Origin of the sequence: Rhodococcus ruber (assembly GCF_016804345.1) — a bacterium.
Lineage (GTDB): Bacteria > Actinomycetota > Actinomycetes > Mycobacteriales > Mycobacteriaceae > Rhodococcus > Rhodococcus ruber.
This window is the reverse complement of sequence record NZ_CP044211.1, coordinates 4,109,556-4,129,833: the sequence shown is the minus strand read 5'-3', so window position 1 is coordinate 4,129,833 and position 20,278 is coordinate 4,109,556. Positions and strand designations below refer to the sequence as shown.

At 69.6% G+C, this 20,278-nt stretch carries 7 protein-coding genes and 1 pseudogene; 3 read left to right on the top strand and 5 right to left on the bottom strand.

Annotated features, from left to right (window positions below; genetic code table 11):
- Positions 1–93: 93 nt before the first annotated feature.
- Together F1734_RS19160 and F1734_RS19145 are read left to right on the top strand one after the other, a co-directional pair.
- Positions 94–12,161 (top strand): annotated as a pseudogene (locus F1734_RS19160) (non-ribosomal peptide synthetase).
- A gap of 200 nt (positions 12,162–12,361) precedes the next feature.
- Positions 12,362–13,390 (top strand): alpha/beta hydrolase, encoded by a 1,029-nt coding sequence (locus F1734_RS19145; RefSeq protein ID WP_010595609.1) that lies wholly within the window; start codon positions 12,362–12,364, stop codon positions 13,388–13,390.
- An 82-nt stretch (positions 13,391–13,472) separates the two neighbouring features.
- Here F1734_RS19145 and F1734_RS19140 read toward each other — a convergent pair whose 3' ends face one another.
- The 5 genes from F1734_RS19140 to F1734_RS19120 all read right to left on the bottom strand — a co-directional run bounded on the left by F1734_RS19140 (position 13,473) and on the right by F1734_RS19120 (position 18,117).
- A complete protein-coding gene (locus F1734_RS19140) occupies positions 13,473–14,456 on the bottom strand; it encodes a lipase family alpha/beta hydrolase (RefSeq protein ID WP_017681446.1) in 984 nt (327 codons plus the stop codon).
- Between the two features lie 119 nt (positions 14,457–14,575).
- Complete coding sequence (locus F1734_RS19135) at positions 14,576–15,433, bottom strand: ABC transporter permease (RefSeq protein ID WP_017681445.1); 858 nt, start codon at positions 15,431–15,433, stop codon at positions 14,576–14,578.
- Between the two features lie 7 nt (positions 15,434–15,440).
- Positions 15,441–16,292 carry an ABC transporter permease gene (locus tag F1734_RS19130; RefSeq protein ID WP_017681444.1) on the bottom strand — a complete coding sequence of 284 codons (852 nt, stop codon included), beginning with the start codon at positions 16,290–16,292 and terminating at the stop codon, positions 15,441–15,443.
- Complete coding sequence (locus F1734_RS19125; RefSeq protein WP_010595606.1) at positions 16,289–17,290, bottom strand: daunorubicin resistance protein DrrA family ABC transporter ATP-binding protein; 1,002 nt, start codon at positions 17,288–17,290, stop codon at positions 16,289–16,291. The genes F1734_RS19130 and F1734_RS19125 overlap by 4 nt, the downstream gene beginning before the upstream one ends.
- 131 nt (positions 17,291–17,421) lie before the next feature.
- Entirely contained in the window at positions 17,422–18,117 is a 696-nt protein-coding gene (locus F1734_RS19120; RefSeq protein ID WP_026137935.1) for a GntR family transcriptional regulator, read from the bottom strand.
- A 142-nt stretch (positions 18,118–18,259) separates the two neighbouring features.
- Between F1734_RS19120 and F1734_RS19115 the strand changes: the two genes are divergently transcribed.
- A complete protein-coding gene (locus F1734_RS19115; RefSeq protein WP_040272334.1) occupies positions 18,260–19,924 on the top strand; it encodes an amidase in 1,665 nt (554 codons plus the stop codon).
- The last annotated feature ends 354 nt before the right edge of the window (positions 19,925–20,278 follow it).

Genomic DNA, 20,278 nt, shown 5'->3' with positions numbered 1-20,278 from the left:
CGGCAGCGACCCAGCCGCAGGCGCGGACCCCGCGCCGCCCTTCTGCCCCAGCTCCTGGCAGCAGCAGTCGAGCGTGATCCCGCCGCGGCCGCGGTGGTGTTCGAGGACCGCACCCTGAGCTACGGCGAGCTCGACTCGGCCTCCTCCCGCCTGGCGCGACTGCTCATCCGGCGCGGGATCGGACCGGAGGACGTGGTCGCCGTCGCGTCGACCCGGTCGATCGAGTCGGTGCTGTCGGTGTGGGCCGTCGCCAAGGCCGGCGCCGCGTTCGTGCCCGTCGATCCCAACTACCCGGAGGACCGGGTCCGGCACATGATCGACGACTCGGGAGCCCGCGCCGGACTGACCCTCACCGCCTCGGTACCGGACCTGCCCGGCTCGGTGCCCTGGATCGCCCTCGATTCCACCGAGACCCGCGCCGCCCTCGCCGAACAGTCCGCGGCACCCGTCGCGCTCGACGACCGGGTCCGGACGCTGCGGGCGGAGCACCCCGCGTACGTGATCTACACCTCCGGTTCCACGGGCCGGCCCAAGGGCGTGGTCGTCACCCACACCGGACTGGAGGGCTTCTGCGCCGAACAGGTCGAGCGCTACGCGCTGACCCCGGCCTCGCGCACCCTGCACTTCGCGTCCCCCAGCTTCGACGCGTCCGTCCTCGAGTTGCTGCTCGCCGTCGGTGCGGGCTCCACCATGGTCATCGCCCCACCGTCCGTGTACGGCGGCGAGGACCTCGCGGAGCTGCTGCGCAGCCGGCAGGTCACCCACGCCTTCGTCACGCCCGCGGCGCTGGCGTCCGTCGACCCGGCCGGGCTGGACACCCTCGCGATGGTGGTCGTGGGCGGCGAGGCGTGCCCGCCGGACCTGGTCGCGCGATGGGCACCCGGCCGCCGATTCTTCAACGGCTACGGACCCACCGAGACCACCATCATGACCAACATCTCGCACGCGCTGCAGCCCGGCGAGCAGGTCACGATCGGCCGGGCAATCCGCGGAATGACCGCGCACGTGCTGGACGAGCGACTCAACCCGGTCCCGGCCGGAGTCGTGGGGGAGCTGTATCTCGAAGGCCCCGGCCTCGCCCGCGGCTACCATCGACGCGCCGCGCTGACCGCCGAGCGGTTCGTCGCCGGAGTCGGCGGCACCCGCCTGTACCGGACCGGTGACCTCGTCCGATCGGGCGAGGCCGGGCTGATCTACATGGGGCGCAACGACTTCCAGGTCAAGATCCGCGGATTCCGGATCGAGCTCGGGGAGATCGACGCCGCGCTGGCCGCGCACCCCGATGCCGACTTCGCGGTGACGGTGGGACGGGAGGCCCCCTCCGGGGAGGCCCGGCTGGTGTCGTACGTCCATCCCGTCCCGGGTGCGGACGTCGACCCCGACGCCCTGACCGAGTTCGTCTCCCACCGGCTGCCGGCCCACATGGTGCCGGCCGTGATCGTGCCGCTCGACCGGATCCCGCTGACCCCGGTCGGCAAGCTCGACCGGTCGGCCCTGCCCGAACCGGAATTGCCCACGCACGAATACCGCGCACCCCGTTCCGCCACGGAACAGGCCGTGGCAGAGGTGTTCACCGAGCTGCTCGGCGCCGAACGAGCCGGCCTCGACGACGACTTCTTCGAACTCGGCGGCAACTCCCTCGTCGCCACCCGCGCGGCCGCCCGCCTCGGGGAACGCCTCGCCACCCGGGTCCCCGCGCGGCTGTTGTTCGAGGCGTCCACCGTCGAAGGCCTCGCCGCACTCGTCGAACCCTCCGTCGGGGCGGGCGCGCAGCAACCGCTCGTCGCCGGGCCGCGCCCCGATCCGATCCCGCTGTCGCTGGCTCAGCAGCGGATGTGGTTCCTCAACCGGTTCGATCCGGCGTCGGCCGCGAACAACATCCCCGTCGCGCTGCGCGTCCGCGGGGCACTCGACGTCGATGCCCTGCGGCGGGCCCTCGCCGACGTCGTGGCACGGCACGAGGTGCTGCGCACCGTCTATCCCGAGCACGACGGCATCGGATCGCAACTGATCCTGCCGCCGGAGGAGGCGGCGCACCCGCTCGACCCGGTGCCGACGGCGCCCGACGAGATCGCCGCCGCGGTCGCCCGGCTCGCGACGGCCGGCTTCGACGTCACGTCCGAGGTGCCGCTGCGGGTCGAACTACTGCGGTCGGCCGACGACGAGCACGTCCTCGTCGTGGTCGTCCACCACATCGCCGCCGACGGCGCCTCCATCGCCCCCTTCGTGCGGGACCTGGTCACCGCGTACGTCGCACGCAGCGGCGGGGCGGCCCCCGCGTGGGAACCGCTCGCGGTGCAGTACGCCGACTACGCCCTCTGGCAGCGCGCCGTGCTCGGTGACGAGTCCGACCCCGCATCACCGGCGGCGCGGGAGATCGAGTTCTGGCGGGGCGCCCTCGCCGACCTCCCCGACCGTCTCGACCTGCCGACCGACCGGCCTCGGCCGGTGGAGGCCTCGGGCCGCGGCGCCACCGTCGACTTCGAGGTCGACGCCGCCCTGCACGAGGCGGTCGAAGCCGCCGCCCAGGCGACCGGCACGTCCGCGTTCATGGTCGTCCACGCCGCGCTGGCGGTACTGCTGTCGCGCCTGTCGGGCACCGCGGACATCGCGATCGGCACACCCGTCGCCGGCCGCGGCGAGCGCGCACTCGACGATCTCGTCGGCATGTTCGTCAACACCCTCGTGCTGCGCACCCGGGTGGAGCCCGACGCCACGTTCGCCGAACTGCTCGGCCGGGTCAGGGACGTCGACCTCGCGGCATTCGACAACGCGGAGCTGCCGTTCGAGCGGCTCGTGGAGGTGCTCGATCCGGTGCGATCGGCCGGGCACCACCCGCTGTTCCAGGTGGCGCTGTTCTTCCAGAACCTCGACCGCGCCGAGGTGACCCTGCCGGACGTCGAGATCGAATCCGTCGACCTCGGTGGGGCCGTCGCCAAGTTCGATCTGCAGCTGACCGTCTCGCCCCGCGAGGAAGCCGGGAAGCCCGCCGGAATGTCGGCGCAGTTCACCTACGCGACCGACCTTTTCGACGAGTCCACGGTGCAGAGTTTCGCCGGGCGCCTGATCCGTCTGCTCGCAGCCCTCGCCGCGGGCACCGACCGCGTGGTGGGCGACCTCGACCTCCTCGACACCGCCGAGCACCGCGCCCTCGCCGCGGGCAACGACCGTGCCGTGCATCCGGTCCGGGCGGCCGGGTTGCTGGCCGCGTACCGGGACGCCGCTGCCCGTCGCCCGGACGCGGCGGCCGTCGTCTTCGGCGACGAGACGCTCACCTACGCACAGTTCGACGCGCGCGTCAACCGGCTCGCCCGGTATCTCGTCGGTCTCGGTGTCGGACCCGAAACCCTTGTGGCACTGGCTATCCGGCGTTCAATCGACCTCCCGGTCGCGATCTACGCGGTCGTCGCGGCGGGCGGCGCCTACGTCCCGCTCGATCCCGACCACCCGGCCGACCGCATCGGGCACATCCTGTCCACTGCGCAACCGGTGTGCGTCCTGAGCACCCGCGCGGACGCGGCGGACCTGCCCGGCACGGTCGCCCCCGTCCTGGTCGACGACCTCGACCTGCGGGGCTACGCGCCCGACCCGATCCGGGGCGACGAGCTGGCCGGCCCGATCCGTCCCGGCACCCCCGCCTACGTGATCTTCACGTCCGGCTCCACGGGACGCCCCAAGGGTGTGTGCGTCTCACACGAGGCCATCGTCAACCAGCTCGAGTGGATGGCCCACGAGTACGAGATCGCCGCCGGCGACGTCTATCTGCAGAAGACCGCCACCACCTTCGACGTGTCGCTGTGGGGCTGGTTCCTGCCCCTGCGCGCCGGCGCCGCCCTCGTCGTCGCCACCCACGACGGTCACCGCGACCCCGTGTACGTCGCCGAGACGATCGCGCGGCACGGAGTGACGCTGACGGACTTCGTGCCGTCGATGCTGAGCGTGTTCGCCGCGCATGCGCCAGCCGGTACCTGCTCGACGCTGCGGCACGTGTTCGTGATCGGCGAAGCCCTCCCGCCCGAGACCGTCGACGCCTTCCGTCGCGTCTGCGCTGCCGCGGTGCACAATCTGTACGGCCCCACCGAGGCCGCGGTCTCGGTGACGTACTGGCCCGCCGGCGACGAGCAGCAGAGCGTGCCCATCGGCGTGCCCGAGTGGAACGTGCGCGTCTACGTCCTCGACGGCCGGCTGCATCCGGTGCCGGTCGGTGTGCCCGGCGAGCTGTACCTCGCCGGAGTGCAACTCGCGCGCGGCTACGTGGGCCGGCCGGACCTCACCGCGGATCGCTTCGTCGCCGACCCGCTCGGTGCCCCCGGCGCTCGCATGTACCGCACCGGTGACCTCGTCCGGTGGCGCCGCACCGCGAGCGGTGAGCAGGTTCTCGACTACATCGGTCGTACCGATTTCCAGGTCAAGTTCCGTGGTCAGCGGATCGAGCTGGGGGAGATCGAGTCGGCGTTGCTCGCCCAGCCCACGGTCGGCCAGGCGGTCGCACTCGTCGTCCCCACCGTCACCGGTGAGCAGTTGGTCGGGTATGTGGTTGCTGCGCCGGGTGCGACGGTCGAGGGTGCGCGGGTTCTCGACGGGGTCCGGGTGGTGCTGCCGTCGTATATGGTGCCGTCGGCGCTGGTGGTGCTCGATGCCTTCCCGCTCAATGCGAGTGGCAAGCTCGATCGTAAGGCGTTGCCGGAGCCGGTGTTCGAGTCGCGGGGGTTCCGGGCGCCGACGACTCCGGCCGAGGAGATCGTGGCGGGAGTGTTCGCTGAGGTCCTGGGTGTGGAACGGGTCGGGTTGGACGACGACTTCTTCGCTCTGGGGGGCAACTCGCTCAACGCCACCCAAGTGGTGGCGCGGTTGGGTGCGGCGTTGGATGCGCAGGTGCCGGTGCGGGTGTTGTTCGAGTCGTCGACGGTGCAGGCGTTGGCGGTGGCGGTCGAGCGGCATGCGGGTTCGGGTGCGGTGGTGCCGTTGGTGCGGCAGGTGCGGCCGGAGCGGGTGCCGTTGTCGTTTGCGCAGCAGCGGATGTGGTTCATCAACCAGTTCGATCCGTCGTCACCGGTTTACAACGTGCCGTTGGTGATTCGGTTGTCGGGTCGGTTGGACGTGGAGGCGTTGCAGGCGGCCGTGGCTGATGTGCTCGAGCGGCACGAGTCGTTGCGGACGGTGTATCCGTCGGATGCGGACGGGCCGGTGCAGGTGGTGTTGCCGGTGTCGGGGGTGGTGCTCGATCTCGAGCCGGTGCGGGTGCCGGAGTCGGAGGTGTTCGCTGCGGTCGGTGGAGTGATCGGTGCGGGGTTCGATGTCGCTGCCGAGGTGCCGGTGCGGGCGCGGTTGTTCCAGGTCGCCGATGCGGAGTTCGTGTTGGTGGTGGTGGTGCATCACATCGCCGGTGACGGTTCGTCGATGGCGCCGTTGGGTCGGGATGTGATGGTGGCGTACGAGTCTCGGCATCGTGGTGAGGTGCCGGGGTGGGTGCCGTTGCCGGTGCAGTACGCCGATTTCGCGTTGTGGCAGCGGCGGATGCTCGGGTCGGTGGACGATCCGGAGTCGGTGTTCTCACGGCAGATGCAGTATTGGCTCGGGCAGCTCGAGGATCTGCCGGAGGTGTTGCCGTTGCAGACCGATCGTCCGCGGCCGGCGGTGCAGTCGTTCCGTGGGGCGACGGTGTCGTTCGAGGTGCCGGCGTCGGTGCATGCCGGTCTGTCCCGGGTGGGGCGTGAGCACGCGTCGACGGTGTTCATGGTGGTGCATGCGGCGCTGGCGGTGTTGTTGTCGCGTCTGTCGGGCACCGCGGACATTGCAGTGGGCACGCCCGTCGCCGGGCGGGGGGCGCGTGAACTCGACGACTTGATCGGCATGTTCGTCAACACGTTGGTGTTGCGGACTCGTGTCGAGTCGGGGGTGTCGTTCGAGCAGGTGCTGTCGCAGGCGCGGGCGGTGGATGTGGCGGCGTTCGGGCACGCGGATGTGCCGTTCGAGGCGTTGGTCGACGAGTTTGCGCCGGTGCGGTCGACGGCCCATTCGCCGTTGTTCCAGGTGTTGCTGGTGTTCCAGAATTTTGCGCGTACCCGGTTCGAGCTGCCGGAGTTGGTGGTGTCCGGGGTCGAGGCGGAACTGGACTCTGCGAAGTTCGATCTGCAGTTCACGTTCGTCGAGCAGTTCGACGAGTCGGGGGCGCCGGCGGGGATGGTCGGTGCTGTGACCTATGCGTCGGATTTGTTCGACGAGTCGACGGTGGTCGGGTTCGGGCAGCGGTTCGTGCGGGTGCTCGAGTCGGTGGTGGTCGATCCGTCGGTGCCGGTGGGCGAGATCGAGATTCTCGAGGCGGCCGAGCGGGTGCGGGTGCTCGAGACGTGGAATGCGACCTCCGTCGACCTCGACGGGTCGGTGACGTTGGTGGATCTGTTCGACGAGCAGGTGCGTCGATCCCCGGCGGTGCCGGCGGTCGTCTCGGTCGAGGAGGAATGGAGCTACGCGGAGTTCGCCTCGCGGGTGCGTCGGCTGGCGCGGCATCTGATCGGCTTGGGGGTGGGGCCGGAGACGGTGGTGGCGGTGGCGATGCGCCGCAGTGTGGATCTAGTGGTGGCGGTGCATGCGGTGCTCGCCGCTGGTGGGGCGTATGTGCCGATCGATCCGGATCATCCGGGCGAGCGGACGCAGTACGTGCTGGCGTCGGCGGCTCCGCTGGTGGTGTTGACCACCGTTCGGGACGGGTTCGAGGCGCCGGGTTCGCCGGTGCTCGAGGTGGACGTCGTCGATGTGTCGGGGTACTCCGACGAGCCCATCGCCGACGAGGAGCGGATTGCCGGTCTGCAGGCGTCGAACACCGCGTACGTGATCTACACGTCCGGGTCGACCGGTCGCCCGAAGGGAGTGGCGTTGACCCATGCCGCGACGGTGAACCAGTTGCGGTGGGCGCAGGCACGATATCCGCTCGATTCGTCGGATGTGGTGCTGCACAAGACGCCGTTCACGTTCGACGTGTCGGTGTGGGAGCTGTTCTGGACGTTGCAGACCGGTGCCCGGCTGGTGGTGGCGGCGCCGGACGGGCACCGCGATCCGTTCTATCTGGCCGAGGTGATCGCCGATTATGGGGTGACCACCGTGCATTTCGTGCCGTCGATGCTGGCGGCGTTCGTGGCGGTCGTGCCCGAGGGTGTCGGTGCCGGGGTGCGCCGGGTGTTCGTCGCCGGTGAGGCGTTGCCGATCGAGGTGGTGCGACGCGTGGTGCGGGACGGCAACGGCACGCCGGAGGTGCACAACTGGTACGGGCCGGCCGAGGCTGAAGTCGTCACCGCGTGGGTGGGTGATCCGTCGGCGCCGTCGGCTCTGATCGGGGCGCCGGTGTGGAACACCGAGGTCTACGTCCTCGACGGCCGGCTGCAGCCGGTGCCGGTCGGGGTGGCAGGTGAGTTGTATCTGGCCGGGGCGCAGTTGGCCCGCGGCTACCACGGTCGGGCGGAGTTGACGGCGGACCGATTCGTGGCGAACCCGTTCGGTGGGGCCGGCCAGCGGATGTATCGCACCGGTGATCTGGTGCGATGGACCGCCGGCGGCGAACTCGAGTATCTCGGTCGTACCGATTTCCAGGTCAAGCTCCGTGGTCAGCGGATCGAGCTGGGGGAGATCGAGGCGGCGCTGCTCACCCAACCGGGCGTCGAACAATCGGTGGTGGTCTTGCACAACGATCCGCATACCGGTGAGCAGTTGGTCGGGTATGTGGTTGCTGCGCCGGGTGCGACGGTCGAGGGTGCGCGGGTTCTCGACGGGGTCCGGGTGGTGCTGCCGTCGTATATGGTGCCGTCGGCGCTGGTGGTGCTCGATGCCTTCCCGCTCAATGCGAGTGGCAAGCTCGATCGTAAGGCGTTGCCGGAGCCGGTGTTCGAGTCGCGGGGTTCCGGGCGCCGACGACTCCGGCCGAGGAGATCGTGGCGGGAGTGTTCGCTGAGGTCCTGGGTGTGGAACGGGTCGGGTTGGACGACGACTTCTTCGCTCTGGGGGCAACTCGCTCAACGCCACCCAAGTGGTGGCGCGGTTGGGTGCGGCGTTGGATGCGCAGGTGCCGGTGCGGGTGTTGTTCGAGTCGTCGACGGTGCAGGCGTTGGCGGTGGCGGTCGAGCGGCATGCGGGTTCGGGTGCGGTGGTGCCGTTGGTGCGGCAGGTGCGGCCGGAGCGGGTGCCGTTGTCGTTTGCGCAGCAGCGGATGTGGTTCATCAACCAGTTCGATCCGTCGTCACCGGTTTACAACGTGCCGTTGGTGATTCGGTTGTCGGGTCGGTTGGACGTGGAGGCGTTGCAGGCGGCCGTGGCTGATGTGCTCGAGCGGCACGAGTCGTTGCGGACGGTGTATCCGTCGGATGCGGACGGGCCGGTGCAGGTGGTGTTGCCGGTGTCGGGGTGGTGCTCGATCTCGAGCCGGTGCGGGTGCCGGAGTCGGAGGTGTTCGCTGCGGTCGGTGGAGTGATCGGTGCGGGGTTCGATGTCGCTGCCGAGGTGCCGGTGCGGGCGCGGTTGTTCCAGGTCGCCGATGCGGAGTTCGTGTTGGTGGTGGTGGTGCATCACATCGCCGGTGACGGTTCGTCGATGGCGCCGTTGGGTCGGGATGTGATGGTGGCGTACGAGTCTCGGCATCGTGGTGAGGTGCCGGGGTGGGTGCCGTTGCCGGTGCAGTACGCCGATTTCGCGTTGTGGCAGCGGCGGATGCTCGGGTCGGTGGACGATCCGGAGTCGGTGTTCTCACGGCAGATGCAGTATTGGCTCGGGCAGCTCGAGGATCTGCCGGAGGTGTTGCCGTTGCAGACCGATCGTCCGCGGCCGGCGGTGCAGTCGTTCCGTGGGGCGACGGTGTCGTTCGAGGTGCCGGCGTCGGTGCATGCCGGTCTGTCCCGGGTGGGGCGTGAGCACGCGTCGACGGTGTTCATGGTGGTGCATGCGGCGCTGGCGGTGTTGTTGTCGCGTCTGTCGGGCACCGCGGACATTGCAGTGGGCACGCCCGTCGCCGGGCGGGGGGCGCGTGAACTCGACGACTTGATCGGCATGTTCGTCAACACGTTGGTGTTGCGGACTCGTGTCGAGTCGGGGGTGTCGTTCGAGCAGGTGCTGTCGCAGGCGCGGGCGGTGGATGTGGCGGCGTTCGGGCACGCGGATGTGCCGTTCGAGGCGTTGGTCGACGAGTTTGCGCCGGTGCGGTCGACGGCCCATTCGCCGTTGTTCCAGGTGTTGCTGGTGTTCCAGAATTTTGCGCGTACCCGGTTCGAGCTGCCGGAGTTGGTGGTGTCCGGGGTCGAGGCGGAACTGGACTCTGCGAAGTTCGATCTGCAGTTCACGTTCGTCGAGCAGTTCGACGAGTCGGGGGCGCCGGCGGGGATGGTCGGTGCTGTGACCTATGCGTCGGATTTGTTCGACGAGTCGACGGTGGTCGGGTTCGGGCAGCGGTTCGTGCGGGTGCTCGAGTCGGTGGTGGTCGATCCGTCGGTGCCGGTGGGCGAGATCGAGATTCTCGAGGCGGCCGAGCGGGTGCGGGTGCTCGAGACGTGGAATGCGACCTCCGTCGACCTCGACGGGTCGGTGACGTTGGTGGATCTGTTCGACGAGCAGGTGCGTCGATCCCCGGCGGTGCCGGCGGTCGTCTCGGTCGAGGAGGAATGGAGCTACGCGGAGTTCGCCTCGCGGGTGCGTCGGCTGGCGCGGCATCTGATCGGCTTGGGGTGGGGCCGGAGACGGTGGTGGCGGTGGCGATGCGCCGCAGTGTGGATCTAGTGGTGGCGGTGCATGCGGTGCTCGCCGCTGGTGGGGCGTATGTGCCGATCGATCCGGATCATCCGGGCGAGCGGACGCAGTACGTGCTGGCGTCGGCGGCTCCGCTGGTGGTGTTGACCACCGTTCGGGACGGGTTCGAGGCGCCGGGTTCGCCGGTGCTCGAGGTGGACGTCGTCGATGTGTCGGGGTACTCCGACGAGCCCATCGCCGACGAGGAGCGGATTGCCGGTCTGCAGGCGTCGAACACCGCGTACGTGATCTACACGTCCGGGTCGACCGGTCGCCCGAAGGGAGTGGCGTTGACCCATGCCGCGACGGTGAACCAGTTGCGGTGGGCGCAGGCACGATATCCGCTCGATTCGTCGGATGTGGTGCTGCACAAGACGCCGTTCACGTTCGACGTGTCGGTGTGGGAGCTGTTCTGGACGTTGCAGACCGGTGCCCGGCTGGTGGTGGCGGCGCCGGACGGGCACCGCGATCCGTTCTATCTGGCCGAGGTGATCGCCGATTATGGGGTGACCACCGTGCATTTCGTGCCGTCGATGCTGGCGGCGTTCGTGGCGGTCGTGCCCGAGGGTGTCGGTGCCGGGGTGCGCCGGGTGTTCGTCGCCGGTGAGGCGTTGCCGATCGAGGTGGTGCGACGCGTGGTGCGGGACGGCAACGGCACGCCGGAGGTGCACAACTGGTACGGGCCGGCCGAGGCTGAAGTCGTCACCGCGTGGGTGGGTGATCCGTCGGCGCCGTCGGCTCTGATCGGGGCGCCGGTGTGGAACACCGAGGTCTACGTCCTCGACGGCCGGCTGCAGCCGGTGCCGGTCGGGGTGGCAGGTGAGTTGTATCTGGCCGGGGCGCAGTTGGCCCGCGGCTACCACGGTCGGGCGGAGTTGACGGCGGACCGATTCGTGGCGAACCCGTTCGGTGGGGCCGGCCAGCGGATGTATCGCACCGGTGATCTGGTGCGATGGACCGCCGGCGGCGAACTCGAGTATCTCGGTCGTACCGATTTCCAGGTCAAGCTCCGTGGTCAGCGGATCGAGCTGGGGGAGATCGAGGCGGCGCTGCTCACCCAACCGGGCGTCGAACAATCGGTGGTGGTCTTGCACAACGATCCGCATACCGGTGAGCAGTTGGTCGGGTATGTGGTTGCTGCGCCGGGTGCGACGGTCGAGGGTGCGCGGGTTCTCGACGGGGTCCGGGTGGTGCTGCCGTCGTATATGGTGCCGTCGGCGCTGGTGGTGCTCGATGCCTTCCCGCTCAATGCGAGTGGCAAGCTCGATCGTAAGGCGTTGCCGGAGCCGGTGTTCGAGTCGCGGGGGTTCCGGGCGCCGACGACTCCGGCCGAGGAGATCGTGGCGGGAGTGTTCGCTGAGGTCCTGGGTGTGGAACGGGTCGGGTTGGACGACGACTTCTTCGCTCTGGGGGGCAACTCGCTCAACGCCACCCAAGTGGCGAACCGACTGCGTACGAAGACGGGTATCGACGTACGCATCCAGTGGTTCTTCGCCGACCCTACGGTCGAGGGACTGGCTGGGCGCCTCCTCGAGGCGGCGACCTCCGAACTCGACTACGACGTGACACAGGATGTCGCCATGGCCGTCGTGCTGCCCATCCGGAGGAAGGGAGCTCGCGAACCGCTCTTCTGTGTGCACCCGATGTACGGGCTGTCGTGGTGCTACTCCGGTCTGACGCGATTCGCAGAAGACCGTCCCGTCTATGGGTTGCAGTCCCCGGCACTGTCGGAGGACGAGGCGCTTCCGGGCTCTCTGGAGGACATGGCGCTCCGGTACGTCGACGAGATCAGACGGATCCAGCCGCACGGTCCCTACCACCTGCTCGGTTGGTCCCTCGGCGGTGTGCTGTCGCACATCATCGCAGTCGAACTGCAGTCCGCGGGGGAAGAGGTAGCCACCCTGGCAATGTTGGACAGCCACCACAATCTGGAAGTATCCGAATTCCACGATGCGGTGCGGGAAGCCCTGGAGGAAGTGGGGATCGACTTGGGCGACGCCGACATCTCGAATATGTCGACCGAGAATGCAGAGCAATTGTTCGAGACCATGGTGGTCGGTGGGCCCGCGTTGGATCTGGAGCGAGTGCGGCGGATCTACGCCAGCGCGATCAGGTCCGCGGAGCTCATTGCTTCGCACACGCCTGGCATGTACCGGGGCAACCTGCTGTACTTCAGCGCCACGGAGCATCTGCCCGGTGTGGACGATCCGGCGCAGCGCTGGTCGGAGTTCGTCGAGGGAGAGATCGTCGACGTGTCCGTTCCAGGCACGCACGCCGACATGACCACCCCGGAGTCTCTTGCGATCATCGGTCCTGTCCTTGCTCGGCACCTCGACGACAAGAAGTGCCGGGACGAGGGACGGACCGAACCCGTCCAAGGCTCCGAAAGATCGTGATGCGATCGATGTGACGGATGTGACCAGTGAGGTTTATGGGCGTGCCGTCCGCAAGGTAACGTTCGACCTCGTGCTGTCGATTCAGTACATGCTGCGCCGCAGGGCGCACCCCGGTCCGCCGGGGCTGGGGATGCCCGCCTGTCGGGCCTGAGGAGGTTGACGGAATGAGTGTTGTCGAGTCGCGGAGCCGCGCTCGGAGGATGGGAGCAGCCGCGATCTCGGCGGCGGTACTTGCGCTGCCGCTGTTCACGGGCGCCTCGTTCGCCTCGGCCGACCCGGTGGCCGACACGCTGCAGCCCATCACGGCCGTCACGTCCGAGAACGGGTCGTACATCACCAAGATCGAGAACTACGGTGAGCAGCAGCTGCTCGTCTGGGTGTACTCGGCGTCGATGGACGAGGAGATCCTGCTGGACGTGTGGCGCCCGGCCGACACCAGCAAGCCCGCGCCGACGCTGTACCTGCTCAACGGCGCCGGCGGCGGCGAGGACATGGCCACGTGGCGGGGCCGTACCGACGCGATCGAGTTCTTCAAGGACAAGCACGTCAACGTCGTCTCGCCCGTCGGCGGCATGTTCAGCTACTACACCGACTGGAAGAACCCCGATCCGCAGCTCGGTGTGAACAAGTGGGAGACCTTCCTGACCAAGGAGATTCCGCCGCTGGTCGACGGGGCCCTCGGTACCACCGGAGTCAACGCCGTCGCCGGCATCTCCACCTCGGGCACCTCGGTGTTCCAGCTGCCCATGGCCGCGCCGGGGCTGTACCGGGGTGTCGCTGCCTACAGCGGATGCGCACAGACGTCCGACCCGATCGGCCAGCAGTTCGTCAAGATCACGGTCGAGACGTGGGGCAGCGGCGACACCGAGAACATGTGGGGACCGACGAACGACCCGATGTGGGCGGAGAAGGACCCGTACGTCAACGCCGAGAAGTTGCGCGGGCTCGAGATGTACATTTCCAACGGCAGCGGCCTGCCCGGTCCGCACGACACGCTGACCGGCCCGGAGATCGACGGTGACGCGGGAGTGCTGGCCAACCAGATCGTGGTCGGCGGCGTGATCGAGGCCGCAACCAACTACTGCACCCACAACCTGAAGAACCGGCTCGACAGCCTGGGCATCCCCGCGACCTACAACTTCCGCGAGTCCGGAACCCACTCGTGGGGCTACTGGCAGGACGACCTGAAGGACTCGTGGCCGGTGCTGCAGCGAGCCCTCGGCATCTGATCTCCGGTCCTCGGATCACTCGTACACGCGAACGGCCCCTCCCGGCGGGAGGGGCCGTTCGCGTGCCGCGACTGTCGAGTGTCTAGCCGGTGGGAGGCGCCGTGCACGGGGCCGGCACGGTCTCGGCGTACTGCGGATCGAGAGCCGACTTCACCAGGTGCAGCGACTCGGGCAGTTCGAGCAGGGCGAGGTGATCGGCCGGGCTGGTCGGACACGCGTCCTCGAGCCACACGTTGTGCACCACGCTGTTCTCGCTGGGCTGCAGGAAGGCATTCTCCGGTGGCGTGGCGACCGTGTCCTGACGGGTGGCGATCGAGGTGTACTCGATTCCCGGCAAGGTCTCGGCCCCGGAGTTGAGCCGGGCCAACACGCGCGATCCGATCAGCTGCTGACGTCCCGCGATACCGAAGACCATCTGCGCGAGGCGTTCGGTGGCCCATTCCTCGTTCCCCAGCCCGAGACGGGCGAACAGGGAGTACAGCTGCTGCATGCCATTGAACGTGGTTCCGTGGTTGGTGGCGCCGAGCATCACCAGTTTGTCGACCTTGTTGCGGTCCGGGTCCACCGGGTCCGCGCCACCCTCGAACCGCAGGTACTGGCGGGAGACCGGTCCACCCTGCGAGTGCCCCACGAGGTCGACCTGGTCCGCTCCGGTGTGAGTGAGCACCGCATCGACGAACTCGCCGACCTGCTTCGCGGAGTCCTCGATGCTCCCGACCCCCCAGACCATCAGCTCCGGGTCGACCAGCGAGCGGATGCCGCCGTAGTTCAGGGCGTAGACGCAGTAGCCGAGATCGGCGAGCTGCGGGGCTGCAACGGCCCACGTGCCGGTCATGTCCATCCTCGTCCCGTGGACGAGAACAACCGGCCGGGGATGCTCGGGGGAGGGCACACAGTCGAGGTCGTTCGCTCCGGCGGGACTCGGCCCCATCGAGTCGAGCAGCGCCGGCAAGGACGTGGGCTCCGCGGCAGTCGTGGGCTCCGCGGCAGCCGTGGGCAGTGCCGGCCCGGCGGCGGCCAGGGCGGCCGCCATCACGGCGACGGTGATCCGGCGGGCATACTTCATCGGCATTCCTCCGTGGGCCGCACTGGGTGACAGTGCCTCGGCTGCTTGCTGCAGCCGTTGTGCGGCCGCGGTCGGCGGACAGGATAACAGCCGGGGGTGGCCGCTCGGGGTCGCCGCGATCAGCCCTCCTCGGCCGCGCGCCGATAGCCCCGGATGGCCGGCACCGTGAACAAGGCGACGGCGAGGAAGAACCACAGCAGTGTCTTGACGAGCGGTTCGGCGAGCGGACCGCCCATCGCCAGCGCCTTCATCGCGTCGATCGCACACGACATCGGCTGGTTCTCCACGATCGGTTGCAGCCACCTCGGGTAGGCCATCACCGGGACGAACCCGGAGTTGAAGAACATCAGCAGGGTGCACCCGATCGACACCAGTTCCACGAGAGGCAGCTTGCTCGACATGGTGGCGAGGACGGTGACCATGAGGGCGAACCCGATCCCGAAGAGGATCGGGATCACCAGAATCCCGAGCACGGCGAGGTATCCCTGCGTGAACCGGAACCCCAGAGCCACCCCGGCCGCCAGGATGACGATGGTGGTGGCCAGCACCCGGACCGCCTCGGCGAACATCCGGCCCAACAGCCCGGCCGCCCGGTGGATCGGCAGGGTGTAGAAGCGGCCGAGCAGTCCCGTCTGCCGCTCCGTACGCAGACCCACGGCGCTGACCACCGAGCCGAACATGGCACCGACGAGGATGATCATCGGGACCGTGCCGTAGATCGCGGGCTGACCGGTCGCGGCGGTCACGGTGTTGCCGAGCACGACCCGGAACATCAGCAGGGTCAGCGCGGGGTAGAGCAGAGCCTGGATCATCGTCGCGGGATCGCGCGCCCAGCGCAGCAGCAGGCGCCCGCACTGGATTCGGCTGTGCTCCCACAGCGCCGCCGACGATCGCTCCGGGTGGGCGCGCGTGGGGTCCAGGAAGGCGAATGCGGCGCCGTCGGCGTCGACGGGCCGGGCGTCGGGCGTTCCGGTCATCTGCGGATCACCCCCGCCTCGTGCTGGCCCACACGGCGAGCGGCGCGAACACGAGCGCGAGACCCGTGCACCAGGCCACGGTGGGGAAGAGGACCTGCCAGGTGACGCCGCCCTCCGCCATGTCCTGCATGGCGAACGAGAACTGCGAGATGGGCTGGTTGCGGACGAACGGCCGGATCCACTCGGGGAAGCCCTCCTCCGGGACGAAGCCGCACGAGAGCATGCCGAGGATCAGCTGCGGCAGCGTCAGGGCCTGCGCGGTGGCCTCGGGACTCTTCGACAGCGTGCCGATCGCGTCGGCGCCCAGCGCCAGGACGAGACTGATCGCCAGGGCGGTGGCACAGAACAGCATCGCCTGGGCGAATCCCGCCGAGAACCGGAACCCGATCGCGTACCCGAACAGCAGCGCCCCCGCCAGGGACACGACGGACCGCAACATCGCGCTCGACATCCGGGAGAGCAGCGGGACCGCGCTGAACACGGGCATGGTCTGCAACCGGCTCGTCAGGCCCGTCATCGCCTCGCCCGAGGACAGCTGCGCCGCCGAGATGGCGGTGAACGCCATCGCCTGCAGGACGATGATCGGCATCAGGTACTGCGCGTAGTCGATGCCCTGCAGCGACATGACGAACTTCAGCGGCAGGTAGAAACCGAGGCCGAAGACGACCGGGGTGATCGCGGCGACGACGAGCTCGCCGTACCGCGCCATGGTGCGAACGGTGCGCATCGTGAGCGCACTCCACTGGTTGAGCACCGTCGGGTCGGCCCGCCGGTGCGAACCGACCCGCTTCTCCGGGAGGGTGATCTTCGCGTCGTGCCGCACCCGCTGGGCGCTGATGCTCTTGGTGTGCACGGTCACGCCGGCTCTCCCGTCGTCGGTTCCTGGGCATCGGCGCCGGCCGTGTGGCCGGTGAGGCTGAGGAACACGTCGTCGAGCGACGGCCGGCGCAGACCGATGTCGGCCAGCTCGATCCGGGTGGGTGCCAGCCGGCGCAGGGCCTCGGCGAGGGTCGCCGGACCGTGCGGCGCCGGGATGGAGACCCGGTCGTTGGAGTCGGACGCGGCCAGTTCCGCCCGGACGTCGCCCGGGACGAGGTTGCCGAGTGCGTGCACCACCCACGGCAGGGCCTTCGGATCGGCCGGGACGATCTCGCAGTAGCTGCCTCCGGTCGAGGCCTTGAGCTGGTTGGCCGTGCCCTCGGCGACGACGGTGCCCCGGTCGATGACGATGATGTTGTCGCTGAGCAGGTCGGCCTCTTCGAGGTACTGCGTCGTCAGCAGCACCGTGATGCCCTGCTTCTTGAGCGCGCCGACCAGGGACCAGACGCCCTGCCGGCTGCGGGGATCGAGACCGGTGGTCGGCTCGTCGAGGAAGACCACCTCGGGGCGCACGACGAGACCGCACGCGATGTCGACGCGGCGGCGCATGCCGCCGGAGTAGTGCCGCACCGCCCGTTTGCCGGCGTCGACCAGGTCGAATTCGCGGAGCAGATCGTCGGCGCGCTGGCGGGCGGCCGCGCGGTCGAGACCCATCAGACGGCCGAAGAGGATCAGATTCTCCCGGCCCGACAGCGTCTCGTCGAGGGCGGCGTACTGCCCGGTCATCATGATCGAGCGGCGCACGGCGGCCGGGTCGGCGACCACGTCGTGTCCCGCGATCACCGCGCGCCCGCTCGTCGGGCGCAGCAGTGTGGACAGGATCTTCACCGTCGTGGTCTTGCCGGCGCCGTTGGGACCGAGAATGCCGAGGACCGAGCCGCGCGGGGCGGAGAACGTGATGCCCTTGAGGGCATGGACGTCGCCGAACGACTTGTGCAGGTCGTCGACGAGGACCGCTTCGTCGTGGTATCTCAGCATCACTCTCCGCCGTGGAACTCTCGGTCGGCCGCTCGCGGACCCGTCGACGAGTAGATCCCGCCGTCACGCCGCGATGTTACCGGCCGCCCCGTGCGGTCCGGGTGGCCTGCGAGTGCCGCGCGGCGGCCGCGTCAGCTCCAGACGCCGATCTCGTCGAGGTGCCGGACCAGGCGCCGGGCCCCGTCGGTGAAGTGCCGGCGGGTCTCCTCACCTGCGGAATCGGTGTCCGCGCGGCCGAGCGCGTCGATCAGGCGGCGGTGCGACGCGACGGCGGCGGCGCCCCAGGCGGGGTCGGACGAATAGAAGTGCACCGGGGTGTAGCGGGTGGCGTTGAGTAGGAACCACGACAGTTTCCGCGCGCCGGTCACGCGGTTGAGGGTGCGGTGGAACGCGAATTCGAGGTCCTCGATCCGCGCCCCGTCACCGCCGCGCACCGCCTCGGCGAGACGTTCGTTGAGGTCGGAGAGTTCCGCGACGGTCTCCGGGGTGATCGCCGCCGCCGCCCGGCGCGCGAGCTCCTCCGCGATCTGTCCCTGCAGCCAGAACAGGTCGTCGATGTCGCCCCGGCTCAACGGCGCGACGACGTAACCGCGGTGTGGAACGAGCTCCACGAGTCCCTCGCCGCGCAGTGTGAGCAATGCCTCACGCACGGGGGTGACGCTCACGCCGAGTTCGGCGGCGGTCTCGTCCAGCCGGATGAAGTCACCGGGCCGGACCCCGCCGGACATGATGAGGTTGCGGACGTGCACCGCCACGTCGTCCGACAGCTGTGGCCTGCGGCGCAGCGGCCGGCCCCCGGACGCCCGGGACTGGGCAGAAGACGTCATCGGCACTCCCTACAGTCCTGCGTTCCGGTATACCGGTCGGTTCCGTCCGACGGATTATCGCGCACCGGTCACCCGCCGTGGGGGAGGGTGGCTCGGTGTGCTCGCCCTGCGGGTATGCGAAGCCGGCACTAACGTCGAGCCGGTGAGTCACCGAACGTCTCGGCGCCGATTCCTCGGCACCGCTGCCGGCGGCGTCGTCGGACTCGGATTGCTCCCCGGCGTACGTGCCGAGGCCCGGCCGGTGTCTCGTCTTCCCGACCCGGCGACCGTCCCGGCCACCGATCCGGCCATGTTGAGCGCGGTCGAGGCGGCCAGTCTGCTGCAGTCCGGACAGCTGCATCCGCGCGAACTCCTCGATGCGTACCTGCGCCGTACCCGGGACCACGACGGCGGCGTCGGCGCGTGGATCCACCTCTATCCGGACCTCGCCTATGCCGCCGCCGACGCGGCGGCCACCCGGCTCACCGCCGCCCGGACGACGGGCGAGCCCGTCTCGCCGGTGTGCGGGCTGCCGATCGCGCTCAAGGATCTGTTCGCGGTGGGCGGGCTTCCGCTCACGGCGTCGAGCAACGTGCTCCGGGACAACGTCGCCGCCGGGGATTCCGGCGTGTGGCGCCGGCTGCGGGACGCCGGGGCGGTCCTGCTCGGTCACGTGCACACCGACGAGTTCGCGATCGGTGTCGTGACCCCACAGGTGGCGAACCCGTGGAACCCGCGGTACTCCCCGGGCGGCTCGTCGGGCGGCAGCGCGGCCGCGGTGGCGGCCCGCTTCGCCCCCTTGTCCGTCGGGAGCGACACCGGCGGTTCGCTGCGGCTGCCGGCGAGCGCGTGCGGCGTCTCGACGATCAAGCCGACGTACGGGCGGGTCACCTCGCACGGGATGATCCCGCTCACCTGGACCAGGGACCATCCCGGCCCCATCGGGCACAGCCTCGCGGACGCCTCGCTGCTGCTCGGTGTCCTCGCGGGCGAGGAGACGGACGACCCGGTGACGGCCGGCGGCCCCGGCGTGCCCGAGGGGGGCTACCCGCTGACACCGCCCGCCGGGGCGACCCCGCTCGCGGGCGTCCGTATCGGCCTCCCGCACGGCGCGACCGACCGGTTGGCACCGGAGCTGCGGCGGCTGTTCGACGAGTTCCTCGCGACGGCGCGCGCACTGGGTGCCGAGCTCGTTCCGGTGTCGATGCCCCACCCGCCGGAGTCGCTCCTGGCCGGTGACACCGCGGAGATGGGCGCCTACCACCGGCAGTTCGCCGACCGGATCGGCGAGTACCGCATCGACCTCGCGCCGCTCGTCAGTGCCGCAGTGGCCTCTCTGGCGCTGCCCGTCGCCGACTACTTCTCGCTGGAGCAGGACCGGCTGCGTTATCAGCACCAGTACAACGCCATGTTCCGCGACCACGAGCTCGACGTGATCGCCCTGCCGGGCGCGCTCGACGACGGCTGTCCCCGCGATGCGTTCGCGGGTCTGAGCGTGCTGTCCGGGGTGGCCGGCGACGTCCAGTGGGCCAATTACACCGGCGCCCCGGCTGTTTCGTTCCCCGTCGGCCGCTCGGCGGTGACCGGGCTGCCGTTCGGCGTCCAGCTGGGTGCGCTGCCGTGGCAGGAATCCGGGTTGATCTCGGTGGGGCTAGCCCTGCAGGAGGCGCTGCCGGTGTGGCGCGAGGTGCCGACGGTCGCGCCGGCGGCGCGGGAACTGCCGGTGGTCACGCCGACGGTTCCGGGCCCGGGTCCCGATCCGACCAATACGCTCGGGGCGGCGGCGCCGGTGCGGACGCCGGCGACCCTGTCGACCGGAGGATTGTGACGGCCGTCCTGCCGACGCGAAGTTGAGAATGCCGGGGCGGTCCTGCATACTGGTCGGGTTGCCTTGACCGGGTCACGGTTTTCCGCGGCTCGGAACGAGATCGAGTGACAGTCGCGGATCGAGCCTGACGGCCTGGTCGCGGCCACATGCAAGACGGAAGCAGTACCTCCCTGTACCCGTACGGGTACATCCGGCAGGTCGGTCCGTGGTGTCGAGCATCGGTTCGACGCTGCGGAGCGAGCAGTAGGGCGACACGCCCGACCGCGTGTGCCGGAGAACAATGACAGATGAACAGCGGCATGCGGATCGGGTGCGCCCGGTCACGAGGTGTGGAGAGTGCTGTTCGCCGTCGCC

What these genes read in the sequence shown, in the direction of transcription:
- F1734_RS19145 (WP_010595609.1), top strand. Translation starts at nt 12,362, where the DNA reads ATGGGAGCAGCCGCGATCTCGGCGGCGGTACTTGCGCTGCCGCTGTTC.
- F1734_RS19120 (WP_026137935.1), bottom strand. Translation starts at nt 18,117, where the DNA reads ATGACGTCTTCTGCCCAGTCCCGGGCGTCCGGGGGCCGGCCGCTGCGC.
- F1734_RS19140 (WP_017681446.1), bottom strand. Translation starts at nt 14,456, where the DNA reads ATGAAGTATGCCCGCCGGATCACCGTCGCCGTGATGGCGGCCGCCCTG.
- F1734_RS19135 (WP_017681445.1), bottom strand. Translation starts at nt 15,433, where the DNA reads ATGACCGGAACGCCCGACGCCCGGCCCGTCGACGCCGACGGCGCCGCA.
- F1734_RS19125 (WP_010595606.1), bottom strand. Translation starts at nt 17,290, where the DNA reads ATGCTGAGATACCACGACGAAGCGGTCCTCGTCGACGACCTGCACAAG.